Below are 13,068 nucleotides of genomic sequence, written 5' to 3' on the forward strand. Positions count from 1 at the left end.
TGGGTTTTTGTATGTGTAAACCCTTAAACCTTTAGTTTTAAACAGTTTGTACGTACAAATTCTGATGGTAACTCGGTAATAACCGCTGCTCTTTGTTTATGGCAAAAGTAAGTATAAACCTCATGCTCAAAGTCATCATTTATAGCGCGTCCAATTTGGTACAGTGCTGAAGTAAAGTTACTGTCTACTCTAAAATGATCTTTAACTACGTAATCTTTACTTAAGTACCAGTAGAGCTCAATCCCCTCGTTTTTAGCATATTGATTAAGTACATCTTTAAGAGTTGTGCCATTTTCAAAGCGCCTAGGTTCAACTTCTCCAGTCCAATTTGTAGGCATTGGATCTACTGTTCGCGCACGTTCAGCCAATACTCTATCTAAGGTTTGTTCTGGTGTTTTAAGTTTTAAAACAAATTGCTCTCGTTCTTTATTACTTTTTACTTGGTTACGAATGGAGGAGTAAAAGCGTGATAATCCTTCGGCGGCTGCATTTTTAGATTTTTTAATATCAAATACAGAACTATCACCCACTAAAAAGTATACGGCGAGTGCTATTAGCACGGCTGCAAATGATAAATGTCTAATCCAAAACCACATGATTATTACCCACCTTATTTGTTCCTATTATTGTTATACCATTACTTTTTGTAAAAAGAAGGGGTATTTTTATCCGGTCGAGTTTTAAAGCGACGGTGTAGCCACATGTATTGCTCTGGAGCGGCATTAACAGATTGTTCCATGCGTTGATTTACCCGTGTTACATCAGCCTTATCATCACCACTTGGGAAGTTTTCAAGCTCAGGTACTACCTCTAAATGATACTTTCCATTTTCGTCACGACGCGAGATTAAGCTCATAGTTTCGCAGTTTTTACTGCCAGCAAACATAAGAGTACCTGTTGTCGTTGCAGTGTCAGGGACGGCGTAAAATGGCACAAACTCACAGCGGTTACGTCCGTAATCTTGGTCAGGTAAGTAATAGCATACTTTTTTGTTTTTTAATGATTTTAGTAAGCCTTTTACATCTTTTCGGCCAATTAGGTATTCGTTAGAACGAAGGCGGCCATTAGTTGTAAAGTATTCCATTAGAGCGTTGTTGTGAGGGCGGTAAAAGCCTAAACCTTGGCATTTTAATCCCATTACACGACTCGCCATTTCAAGATGCAGAATATGAGGTACAAGTAATAAAACACCTTTACCAGATGCTTGAACGCGCTCAAAGTGCTCCAAACCTTTGATTGAGCCATATACACTTTTTACTCGCCACTGCGGCCACCACCAAGCCATACCAGTCTCAACCATTGCAATGCCGGTGTTTTCCATATTTTTGAGTACAAGGTCTTTTTGATCTGCTTCGCTCATATCAGGAAAACACAGCTTAATATTTACTTCTGCAATATGGCGACGGCGCTTCATAAATTTATGGACTAAGCGGCCAAGTTGCTTACCCATTGCCAGCTGTAGCTTTTGTGGTAGCCAAGAAATTAAGTATAAAAATAAAACGCCAACCCACGTTAGCCAGTATCGAGGGCCTAAAAAAGATGCTTTAAAAGGAGATGAGGTGACCACAAAAATCTCTCTGAGAATAAAAACGATAGTTTAACGCTAAGCGCTATAAAATACAAAAAGCCAGCTACATGCTGGCTTTGAATAAATCTATATTATGTTTAGCTGTAAAAGTTAAGCTGATTTTAAACCTTGGTTTATAGCAACTAAATCTTCACTTGTTAGTGTACCCGCAGCTTGTTTTAAGCGAAGGGTAGATAACACATAACGGTAGCGCACATCAGCAAGGTTACGTTTTGCATCGTATAAATTTTGCGTACTCACTAGTACGTCAACAATGGTACGAGTACCTACTTCAAAACCGGCTTCAGTTGCTTTAAGGGCACTTTGAGCTGAAACAACCGCTTGCTCTAGCGCTTTGTAAGTCGCAATATCTGAAACAACTTGATTATAAGATGTAATTACTGTGCGAGTGACTGCGCGGTAATTTGTTTCATAATCTTGGCTCGCTGATACGTAAAACGCACGCGCTTGGTTTGTTGCAGCAACCGTTGCGCCACCTGAGTATAAAGGTACGCTAAAGTTAAGCCCAACAGAACTTGAGTCTGAACGCGGTTGGTCATCAAAATTAGCGCCATTTATTTGAGTGTCTGTAAGAGAGTCACCATAACTTGCACTTAGAGTTAGTTTTGGATAATGACCTGCTTTTGCTAATTCAATTTGATCTTTTGCAATATCAACCGTTACTTTAGAGACTTGTAAGTTGATATTTTTATCTTCAGCTACTTTAACAAAGTCACTTGAGCGCTTAGTTGGCTTAGTTGTTGAGAAAGTATCTGTATTTAAAAAGTCTAATTTTTCGTGATATTTACCAGTTATCTCACGAAGTTGCTCGCGTGCAGTTTCTACAGCATTACTGGCAATAATTTCTTGGGCTACTGAGTTATCAAACTGAGCTTGTGCTTCGTGTACGTCTGTTATAGCTGTTAAACCTACTGCATAACGTTGTTTTGTTTGCTCAAGTTGACGTGCAATGGCACGTTTTTCAGCTTCGACAAATTCAAGGTTATCACTGGCACTTAATACGTTAAAATAACCTTCAGCAACGCGTACAATTAAATTTTGTTTAGCTGCATCATATAGGCCGCTTGCTTGTAAAGCTTGCTTATCGGCAATATCTAAAGTGTTCCAAGCACCTAGATCAAATAATGTTTGGCTTAAACTTACACCACGAGAGAATTGGTCTGTGTCACTTTCAACTTTAACTTGGTTAGATAAGTCGCCAACGCTTTGGTACGACGTTGCATCGCTTTTCGTATAACCCATAGTTAAACCAATTTGAGGTAATAGTGCACTCATCGCCAAATCGCTTTGGTAAGACTGCGCATCGGCTTGGGCTTTTGCTTTTAAAACAGTAGGATCGTTAGCTGTTGCTATTTCAAAAACTTGTAGTAAATCTTCAGCTTTCACTGCTGTTGCACCTAGTGCGCATGATAAACTAACTAGCGCCGCAAGAATGTTCTTTTTCATGTGGGGTTCGGTCCTTAGACAATTTTTGTACTAAAAGCATGTTAACCTGTTTTACTGCATAACAAAAAAAATAATTAGTAAAACAGTATGTTCAAGTGTAACAGAATATATTAACGCATTTTAAAGCTTTAGATAAGTAGGAGGTAGGCACGTGGTTGATAAAAAGCTCGTTCAATTTACACATAAAGATGTAAATTTAAAGCCAATAAAAAACCTTTATAAAGGTTTTTTTCAGGTTGATTTATACCAGTTTGAACATGCTCTTTTTGCGGGTGGAAAATCAGAGCTAATTAGCCGAGAAATATTAGAACGTGGCGATGCAATTGCAGTACTCCCTTATGACCCAATATCAGATACTGTTCTTTTAATTGAGCAAATACGTATTGGCGCTATTAAAAGTAAGCACTCGCCGTGGCTACTAGAATGTATAGCCGGAATGACTGACGGCAGTAAGGATTACGAATCAGTTGTAAAAAAAGAAGCGTATGAAGAAGCTGGGCTTGAATTAACCGAGCTTGAATTTATGCTTTCATATCTATCAAGCCCTGGTGGTACAACTGAGCGCTTACATTTATATTTAGCGCGTGCTGATTTAAGCCAAGTGAAATCAGGTGTATATGGTCTTGAAACTGAAGGCGAGGATATAAAAACTCATATTTTATCGGTTGATGATGCGCTAATGCGCCTCAATAACGGTGAAATGGATAATGCGGCAACGGTTATTTGTATGCAGTGGCTTGCGCTAAATCGCGAAAAAATGGCAAGTAAATGGGCATAAACTCTTACTAATATTATGGCGGAACTTTGACAGCACAATTAGCAACAAATCGATATATTCAAAGCCTCCCAAAGTATTTAACACTTTGTGAGCATAACTATGTGCGACTATTAAAGTTGTTACCGAGCGAGCGCAATATAGGAAGCATTCGTGAAGTAAAACTTGGCAACAGTGAATTTGCTACAAAAATTGATGGCAGCGCAAAATACACTATGGATATTTCAATTAAGCAGCTAACAGGAATGGTTAAAGGGATAGCGCCGCTGTATTTAACGGTGCGTTTGTATCACGATGCGAAAGTAGCTGAAATTATTCATCATGATTACCATCAACGCATAAAACCATCGTACGGATACCCCAACCCTAAAATGCATCAAAAAGATGAAAAGTATCAACTTAATGCTTTTTTATACGACTGGTTAGTGGCCTGTGTAGAGCACGGGCAAGCAACATTAAATTGGGATGTAAATAATGGCTTGGTTTGATGATACATATACATTTGATAAATCATCTTTGTGCATTGCGCATATTACCGACAGCCATTTATTTGCAGATAAAAAGGGTGAATATTTTAATGTAAATACTGCAGCTCATTTTGAAAAAGCTTTGGCGCACATCGCTGAGCTGCCAGTAGATTGCGTAATTTTTGGTGGTGATTTAACACAAGACCATAGTTTCGAATCGTACTTATTATTTAGTGAACTTATAAATGACAGTGACATCACTTGCCCTGTATTTTGGGTACCAGGTAATCATGATGAACTAGTAATGCTTAATCGCATAAGTGGCGGAAAAATAAATTCGGCTAAACATATTATTGCTAACGGGGTTGAGCTGCTTCTTATTAATTCTAAAGGGCCCACGCCCGCAGGATGGGTTACTGGCGCGCATTTAGATGAAATAACTGATACTTTAGTCAACTCGAATAATAGTAAAGTTATCTTTTGCCATCATAATCCGCTGCCAATAAATGGCTATCTTGATAAGCACTTATTAGAAAATGGTCCACAGCTTTTAAATATTTTAGTTAATAGTAATAATGTATCTGCGCTTTTTCATGGTCATGTACACAACGATTATGAACAAAATTTTAGAGGCTTGCCTATTTATGCAAGTCCTGCCAGTTCAGTACAGTTTGTAAAATACACTCCAAAGTGGGAGCAAAAAAATGCAGGGCCTGCTTACAGAATGCTAAATATAAAGAGTAAAAAAGATAAAGTTGAAGTAAAAACGGAAGTGGTATGGCTAAACGCGTAATTTATATTCATGGCTTTAATAGTTCACAAAAATCATATAAAGCTGTGCGCTTTGGTGAGCTTATGGCAAACTATGACGTTGATTATTGTGTACCGAACTTAAACCACGAGCCCCTACAAGCTATAATTGAGCTTGAACAATTACTAACGCCAGATACCGTTTTATTAGGTAGCTCGTTAGGTGGTTTTTTTGCCACGTATTTATCGCAGCGTTATCAAATTCCTGCAGTGGTCATTAATCCCGCGGTCGCACCTTATAATTTATTACAGTCGTTACTTGGGCCTAATTATAATCCGTATCAAGATTATCATTACGATTTAAATAACAGTCATATTGAGGCGCTGAAATTACTCGCTGTAGATAAATTAGCACATCCTGAGTTACTGTATTTATTACAGCAAACAGGCGATGAAGTGTTGAACTTTCAACACGCAGTAAAATATTATTCGCAATGCAAGCAATTGATAGAGTTTGGTGGCGATCATAGCTACGTTGAATTTGAACGCACCTTTGCAAGTATTGTAGATTTTCTTAAAATCACGTAAAACTAGTTAGCCTGAACTGAGGTTAGTTACTATATTAACGCTTTAGCGCATATAACAATAAAACTAGTAAACGTATTAGAGCCTTAGCGGATATAAAGACAAAAACTATGAGTGATCAAAATTATAACGCCGAAGCCATTGAAGTACTTAATGGATTAGATCCGGTAAAACGACGCCCAGGGATGTACACCGATACCGTACGCCCAAACCATTTAGGCCAAGAGGTTATCGATAACAGTGTCGATGAAGCTATGGCGGGCCACGCTACTCGTATCGACGTAATTCTCCACGAAGATAACTCGCTCGAAGTGAGCGATGACGGACGTGGTATGCCTATTGATATTCACCCTGAGGAAGGTATCCCTGGGGTTGAACTAATCTTCACTAAGTTACACGCCGGTGGTAAGTTTTCTAATAAAAACTACCAATTTTCAGGTGGTTTACACGGTGTAGGTATCTCTGTAGTAAATGCGTTATCTACACGTGTAGAAGTAACCGTAAGGCGCGACGCTCAACAATACAGAATGGCATTTGAAAATGGCGATAAAGTAGAAGATTTGAGCGTAATTGGTACTGTAGGTAAGCGCAATACAGGTACCACCGTTCGTTTTTGGGCTGATGTTAGCTACTTTGATTCACCAAACTACTCAATTACCAAGCTTAATCATTTATTAAAAGCCAAAGCGGTTTTATGCCCAGGACTGCGTATTAAGTTTGTTAATAAGCAAACAAAAGAAACCAAAGAATGGTTTTACGAAACTGGCTTAAAAGATTACCTAATTGAAGCCGTTAAAGGGTTTGAAACATTACCGCAAGACCCATTTGTTGGTGAATTTAAAAGCTCAATTGAAGGCGCTGATTGGGCTGTTGTATGGCTACCTGAAGGTGGCGAATCAATAGCGGAAAGCTACGTAAACTTAATTCCTACTGCGCAAGGTGGTACACATGTAAATGGTCTGCGCCAAGGCTTGCTTGAAGCAATGCGAGAGTTTTGTGAGTTTAGAAATTTACTACCTCGTGGCGTAAAGCTAACACCGGATGATATTTGGGAGCGTTGTAGTTACGTATTGTCGGTTAAAATGCAAGATCCACAATTTGCAGGGCAAACCAAAGAAAAACTTTCATCACGTTCATGTGCTGCATTTGTATCGGGTGTTGTAAAAGATTCGTTTAGTTTATGGCTAAATGAACATACCGATACTGCAGAATTATTAGCTGAGTTATGTATTTCAAACGCGCAAAGCCGTTTGCGTGCAGCTAAAAAAGTTGTACGTAAACGAGTTACTGCAGGCCCTGCATTACCAGGTAAATTGACCGATTGTAGTGCTGCCGATAATGACCGAACCGAGCTGTTTTTAGTGGAAGGTGATTCTGCTGGTGGTTCTGCTAAACAAGCGCGAGACCGTGAATTTCAGGCAATTATGCCGCTACGTGGTAAAATTTTAAATACGTGGGAAGTAGAGTCGGGGCAAATACTAGCATCACAAGAAGTACATGATATTTCAGTGGCACTGGGTATTGACCCAGAATCAACAGATATGTCGGGACTGCGTTACAATAAGATTTGTATACTGGCCGATGCTGACTCGGATGGATTACACATTGCAACACTGTTATGTGCACTGTTTGTTCGTCATTTTCCAGAGTTAGTAAAAACAGGGCATGTGTATGTTGCAATGCCACCATTATTTAGAATAGATATTGGCAAAGAAGTTTATTACGCCCTAGATGAAGAAGAAAAAACCGCTATTTTGGCGCGCATAGAAGCCGAGAAAAAACGCGGAAAAGTAAACGTACAACGATTCAAAGGTCTGGGTGAAATGAATCCGTTACAGCTTCGTGAAACCACTATGGATCCTAATACACGACGCTTAGTGCAGCTTACGCTTGATGAAGAAGTAGAAACCATGGAAATGATGGATATGCTACTTGCTAAAAAACGATCGCCTGATCGTCGTCAATGGTTAGAAGATCATGGTAACAAGGCGCTCGTTTAATTGCTTGTGCCTAACACTAGGAGAGACGAATGAAAAAATTACTAGGAAGTTTGCTGTTACTTGGGCTGACTAGCGCTCCTGCAATGGCTAAAAATATACTTGATAAGCTCACCGTAGCACCTGGGTTTGAAATTAGTTTATTTGCAAATGATGTAGAAAATGCACGTCAAATAGCCGTTTCAAAAAAAGGTATTGTGTATGTTGGCTCTCGTAAAGCGGGCAACGTATATGCGCTTATTGATCACAATAGCGACGGCGTAGCAGATAAAAAAATTGTTGTGGCTAAAGGCTTAAACATGCCCTCTGGCATAGCAATTAAAGATGGCGATTTATATGTAGGCGAAGTGCATCGTATTATTCGCTTTAAAAATATTGATACCCAATTAAAAGATCCAAAATTTGATGTGGTCTACAACAAACTACCAAGTGAGCGTCATCATGGTTGGAAATTTTTACGTTTTGCACCAACGGGAGAATTAATCATTCCGGTGGGTGTACCGTGTAATATTTGTGCTGAGGATGAGCGTTTTGGTCGTATTTTTGCGCTTAATGTAGAAACAAAACAAATAAAAACAATAGCTAAAGGCGTTAGAAACACAGTGGGTTTTGATTTTCATCCTGCTACTCAAGCTTTATGGTTTAGTGATAACGGTCGCGACATGATGGGCGATGATATTCCACCTGATGAGTTAAACCGTGCAACGCAAGAAGGTGAGCATTTTGGCTTTCCATATGTTCATGCCGGTGCAATTATCGACCCAGAGTTTGGTGAAGGTAAAAACATTGCCGATTACACGTCGCCAGCACTTGCACTTCCAGCGCATGTAGCACCACTAGGTATTCATTTTTATAACGGTAAGCAATTTCCAGCAAGTTATAAGCAACAATTATTTGTTGCTGAACATGGCTCATGGAACCGTTCTAAAAAGTCAGGCTATAAAGTAGGCCTTGCAACAATCGAAGTAGGTCGCGTAACTAAATATACGCCATTTATTACTGGCTTTATGAAAGACGAAACAACATTTGGACGCCCTGTTGCATTTGCAGAATTAGGTGACGGCAGTCTGTTAGTAAGCGATGATTACGCCAATGTAATCTACCGTGTAAGCTATAAGAAAAACTAGGTAAGCTTTAATGAGTGATACAGATACCTTGCTAATGCAAGGAATTGAGCAACAAACAATGGGGCGTTTTACCGAAGACGCCTATTTAAATTATTCCATGTACGTGATCATGGACCGTGCCCTACCGCATGTAGGTGATGGCTTAAAACCAGTGCAGCGTCGTATTATTTATGCGATGAGCGAACTGGGCTTGTCGGCTAACGCTAAGTACAAAAAATCAGCCCGTACAGTGGGTGACGTACTTGGTAAGTACCATCCACACGGCGACAGTGCCTGTTACGAAGCTATGGTATTAATGGCGCAGCCGTTTTCTTATCGCTATCCTTTGGTAGATGGACAAGGAAACTGGGGGGCGGCAGATGACCCTAAATCGTTTGCAGCAATGCGTTATACCGAAGCGCGTTTATCTAAGTTTTCAGAAGTACTGCTTAAAGAGCTTGGCCAAGGCACTGTTGATTGGACGCCAAACTTTGATGGCACCATGGATGAACCTGTAGTATTGCCTTCTCGTTTACCGCATATTTTACTCAATGGTATAACGGGTATCGCCGTAGGTATGGCAACAGATATTCCGCCACATAACGTACGTGAAGTGGCTAGCGCATGTTGTTTATTACTTGATAAACCAAAAACAGAGCTTGAAGAATTACTTGAGCTTGTACATGCACCAGATTACCCAACAGATGCTGAAATAATTACCCCAAAAGCCGATATTCATAAAATATATAAAACCGGTCGTGGGTCAATCAAAATGCGTGCGGTTTACACCGAAGAGCATGGCGATATTGTTATTACAGCGCTGCCGCATCAATGTTCAGGTGGTAAAGTACTTGAGCAAATTGCAGCGCAAATGAACGCTAAAAAATTACCTATGATTGCTGATTTACGTGACGAGTCAGATCACGAAAATCCAACGCGCATTGTAATTATTCCGCGCTCAAACCGCATTAAAGCTGAGCCATTAATGGCGCACTTATTTGCAACCACCGATCTTGAAAAAAATTACCGCGTAAACTTAAACATGCTAGGCCTAGATGGTCGCCCGCAAGTTAAAGACTTGCGCTGTATTTTAAGTGAGTGGCTAACATTTAGACGCGAAACAGTGCGTCGTCGTTTACAGTATCGTTTAGATAAAGTATTAGCACGTTTGCATATTTTAGAAGGTTTATTAGCCGCCTTTTTAAATATCGATGAAGTGATTGAAATCATTCGCAGCGAAGACAAACCAAAGCCTGTATTAATGGAGCGCTTTGATTTAACTGATACGCAAGCAGAAGCTATTTTAGAATTAAAACTTCGTCATTTAGCAAAACTTGAAGAGTTTAAAATTCGCGGTGAGCAAGATGAACTAGCCAAAGAGCGTGATAAATTAGCGCAAATTTTGGGCTCAGAACGTCGTATGTCGACACTGCTTAAAAAAGAAATTCAAGAAGCCGCTGAAATGTACGGTGACGATCGTCGCTCGCCAGTGATTGAGCGCTCAGAAGCGAAAGCACTTAACGAAAAAGATTTAATCCCATCAGAGTCAGTCACTGTTGTGCTATCTGATAAAGGCTGGGCACGCGTTGGTAAAGGCCATGATTTAGATGTACAAGGCTTAAATTACCGTTCAGGTGATGGCTTTAGAGCCTCGGCTCGGGGTAAGAGCAATCAACCTGCTGTATTTTTAGATTCAGCAGGGCGGGCATTTGCAACCGATGCGCACAGTCTGCCTTCGGCGCGTAGCCAAGGTGAACCAATGACAGGTCGTTTTAACTTAACACCAGGTGCTAATTTTGAGCACGTGGTAATGAGTGAAGACGAGCAAGTATTGCTTATGGCGTCAGATGCAGGTTACGGCTTTATTACCGACTTTAAAGACTTAGTGAGTAAAAATAAAAATGGTAAAGCGCTGGTAAGTGTCCCTAAGGGTGGAATATTACTTTCTCCTATTAGGGTGAACGATGTTGCTAGTGATTACTGTATGGCTATTTCTAACGAAGGTCGCATGCTTTTATTCCCGCTGCGTGACTTACCAAAACTTAGCAAAGGTAAAGGGAATAAGATTATTTCTATTCCTGGAGCTAAAGTACAAGCCCGTGAAGAGTTTGTGAAAGTGCTTGCTGTTGTGCCACAAGGAAGCAGTGTTACGCTTCATGCTGGTAAGCGTAAACTAACGCTTAAACCATCTGATTTAGAGCATTATCATGGTGAGCGAGGGCGTAGGGGTAATAAACTACCGCGCGGCTTACAGCGTGTTGACGAAGCCGTTGTTGAGCTAACCCCACAAGATGATGAACCAATAGAAGCCATTAACGAAGAGTAACCAATTACTTTTTTGTATAAATAAAAACGGTCTGCATTTGCAGGCCGTTTTTGTTTTAAAATAAAGAGCTTGCATATTTCAGCGTACACTTGTGCGCTATTGACTCGTCTGTGTCACAAAATAACGCTATAATAATCATAATTGATCTTTGGAGAAACTCATTTGCTAGCTGTTATACGCGTTTTTATTATGCTGATGTTTATATTATTCAGTTGTATTTTTGGTTTATTACTTTCGATTGTAAGACCATTTCATCCCAATAATGTACATATTATAGCGGGCTGGTTTGGCTCAATGGCTAAAATGATTGGCGTTAAATTAGTTTTAACACGTCATAAAGATGCAATTGATGCAGGCCCTGCAGTTTATGTTGCTAATCATCAAAATAGCTACGACTTATTTACAGTGCCTGCAATGGTGCCTAAAAACTGCGTAAGTTTGGGGAAAAAGAGCTTAAAGTGGATCCCATTTTTCGGTCAGCTTTATTGGTTGTCGGGTAATATATTAATAGACAGATCGAATCGCTCTAAAGCAGCGGGAACTATCTCCAAAGCAGCCGAAAAAATTAAAAATAATGGCTTATCTGTATGGATGTTTCCAGAAGGCACACGAAGCTATGGAAGAGGGTTGCTACCGTTCAAAACAGGTGCTTTTCACACCGCAATGAGCGCAGATGTACCCATAATTCCGGTATGTATGAATACAACACATAAAAGCATTAAGCTAAATCGTTGGGATAATGGTACAATTTACATCGAAATGTTAGCGCCTATACCGCTTGATAAAGAAATTAGCGCGCGTGAGCATGCTAAAAGCGTGCATAGCATTATGGCTGCTAAAATAACTGAATTAGATGCTCAAGTGAGAGAAAAATAATGGAAAACTGGCGTGAAATAAGTGAAGACATCGTAAGTTCACTACTTGAAGATGGATCAGATCCTGAAATACTTTATGAAGTAGAACACCATTTTGTGTGTGAAGACTTCCCTAAACTAGAGCAAGCTGCATTGGCTGCTTTTAAATTAGGCTACGATGTTGAAGAGCCAGCAGAGCTTGAACTTGAAGATGGCAGTAAAATTTGGAGCTTTGACATTGTAGTTGAAGCTGAGCTAGACGTAGACGTTATTATGGAAGACGTTGATAAGCTAGCGCAACTAGCCGTTGAGTGCGATGTTGAATACGACGGTTGGGGCACTTACTTTCAAGAGTAATTAGCTGACTGTTATATAAAAGGGCGATCATTGCAAAGTGCTCGTCTTTTTTAATGCCTGTAAAAGCGTGCTAGCAAACATGCGCTGCCCTTTAGATAATCTCTAAAGGCGATTAACTCTTTGTTGCCTAAATCGATGTGGTAAGGGGCGTGAACAGGACGCGGAAGCTTTGCTCTGTTTTTACTTGCTTTCACATAAAGGTAAGCCAGTCGCATAACGTAGGAATTGCTACCTGGCTGGCTAGGTTATAAACCTCGCGCCGCGATTTAACAGCCCCTAGATTAAACTAATTTCAATCCACAAAAAAACACGCCGAATTCTGCTAAAAAATCTAATATGAGCTAAATTAAATTAACCATCTAGGTATTTTTAATACTTTATTTAAAGCTTATTGGTATTTTTTGTATAAATATCATTAATAAAATTATCTACAAAAAAGAATTCCTCCCACTGAGCTCAAATACCTCTTAAGTTTTTTAAGCTAGCTTTCACTAATATTTAATTTTTAAATTCTTATTTCAAATGCATCTTGTACTGCCATGCTTAAATTTTATTTATACAAATAGTACGAGGTAATTGGTTAACCAATGGTATTTTAGTGCATTAAACTGAACGTAAGCTTTACTACGTAAAATAAAAACTAATAAATTTTATTACTACAAAAGTATGATTTCTTGGTTGTTTAATAAATTACCAATTAAATTGTTATAATTAATGATTTTTTATTATTTTATATTTTGTTCCTCATCTGGGTTTTCTTTTTTATTTGATGTTTTTTTATTTTACTTGTTGATTTTAATTGCTTTAATTTATTTTT

At 39.3% G+C, this 13,068-nt stretch carries 12 protein-coding genes; 9 read left to right on the plus strand and 3 right to left on the minus strand.

The features are described from left to right. Positions 1 to 23 precede the first annotated feature (23 nt). The 3 genes from QT16_RS10280 to tolC all read right to left on the minus strand — a co-directional run bounded on the left by QT16_RS10280 (position 24) and on the right by tolC (position 3,034). Positions 24 to 596: a toxin co-regulated pilus biosynthesis Q family protein gene (locus tag QT16_RS10280; protein ID WP_039488322.1), complete on the minus strand. Its 573-nt coding sequence runs from the start codon at positions 594 to 596 to the stop codon at positions 24 to 26. Between the two features lie 41 nt (positions 597 to 637). After that, the gene (lpxL, locus tag QT16_RS10285) at positions 638 to 1,567 is read right to left on the minus strand and encodes an LpxL/LpxP family Kdo(2)-lipid IV(A) lauroyl/palmitoleoyl acyltransferase (protein WP_002961955.1); all 930 of its coding nucleotides are present in this window, start codon (positions 1,565 to 1,567) and stop codon (positions 638 to 640) included. A gap of 111 nt (positions 1,568 to 1,678) precedes the next feature. Then, positions 1,679 to 3,034 carry an outer membrane channel protein TolC gene (gene tolC / locus QT16_RS10290; protein ID WP_002961956.1) on the minus strand — a complete coding sequence of 452 codons (1,356 nt, stop codon included), beginning with the start codon at positions 3,032 to 3,034 and terminating at the stop codon, positions 1,679 to 1,681. Between the two features lie 151 nt (positions 3,035 to 3,185). Here tolC and QT16_RS10295 point away from each other — a divergent pair, with 151 nt between their 5' ends. The 9 genes from QT16_RS10295 (at position 3,186) to rraB (ending at position 12,251) form a co-directional block, all read left to right on the plus strand. After that, positions 3,186 to 3,812: an NUDIX domain-containing protein gene (locus QT16_RS10295; protein WP_039488323.1), complete on the plus strand. Its 627-nt coding sequence runs from the start codon at positions 3,186 to 3,188 to the stop codon at positions 3,810 to 3,812. Between the two features lie 26 nt (positions 3,813 to 3,838). After that, positions 3,839 to 4,297, plus strand: coding sequence for a DUF1249 domain-containing protein (locus QT16_RS10300; protein ID WP_039488324.1), 459 nt, complete (start codon positions 3,839 to 3,841; stop codon positions 4,295 to 4,297). Beyond that, positions 4,284 to 5,069 carry a metallophosphoesterase gene (locus QT16_RS10305; RefSeq protein ID WP_039488325.1) on the plus strand — a complete coding sequence of 262 codons (786 nt, stop codon included), beginning with the start codon at positions 4,284 to 4,286 and terminating at the stop codon, positions 5,067 to 5,069. Before QT16_RS10300 ends, QT16_RS10305 begins: the two co-directional genes overlap by 14 nt. Next, complete coding sequence (locus tag QT16_RS10310) at positions 5,054 to 5,614, plus strand: YqiA/YcfP family alpha/beta fold hydrolase (RefSeq protein WP_002961960.1); 561 nt, start codon at positions 5,054 to 5,056, stop codon at positions 5,612 to 5,614. The genes QT16_RS10305 and QT16_RS10310 overlap by 16 nt, the downstream gene beginning before the upstream one ends. Positions 5,615 to 5,721: 107 nt before the next feature. Continuing rightward, positions 5,722 to 7,611, plus strand: coding sequence for a DNA topoisomerase IV subunit B (parE, locus tag QT16_RS10315; protein ID WP_002961961.1), 1,890 nt, complete (start codon positions 5,722 to 5,724; stop codon positions 7,609 to 7,611). A 29-nt stretch (positions 7,612 to 7,640) separates the two neighbouring features. Continuing rightward, positions 7,641 to 8,735: a PQQ-dependent sugar dehydrogenase gene (locus QT16_RS10320; protein ID WP_024605067.1), complete on the plus strand. Its 1,095-nt coding sequence runs from the start codon at positions 7,641 to 7,643 to the stop codon at positions 8,733 to 8,735. 10 nt (positions 8,736 to 8,745) lie between these two features. Beyond that, positions 8,746 to 11,040: a DNA topoisomerase IV subunit A gene (parC, locus tag QT16_RS10325; protein WP_002961963.1), complete on the plus strand. Its 2,295-nt coding sequence runs from the start codon at positions 8,746 to 8,748 to the stop codon at positions 11,038 to 11,040. Positions 11,041 to 11,202: 162 nt separating this feature from the next. Beyond that, on the plus strand, positions 11,203 to 11,916 hold the full coding sequence (locus QT16_RS10330; protein WP_039488326.1) for a 1-acylglycerol-3-phosphate O-acyltransferase: 714 nt from the start codon (positions 11,203 to 11,205) through the stop codon (positions 11,914 to 11,916). Continuing rightward, a complete protein-coding gene (gene rraB / locus QT16_RS10335; RefSeq protein ID WP_002961968.1) occupies positions 11,916 to 12,251 on the plus strand; it encodes a ribonuclease E inhibitor RraB in 336 nt (111 codons plus the stop codon). Before QT16_RS10330 ends, rraB begins: the two co-directional genes overlap by 1 nt. Positions 12,252 to 13,068: the final 817 nt, after the last annotated feature.

This window comes from Pseudoalteromonas distincta (genome assembly GCF_000814675.1).
GTDB classification, from domain to species: domain Bacteria; phylum Pseudomonadota; class Gammaproteobacteria; order Enterobacterales; family Alteromonadaceae; genus Pseudoalteromonas; species Pseudoalteromonas distincta.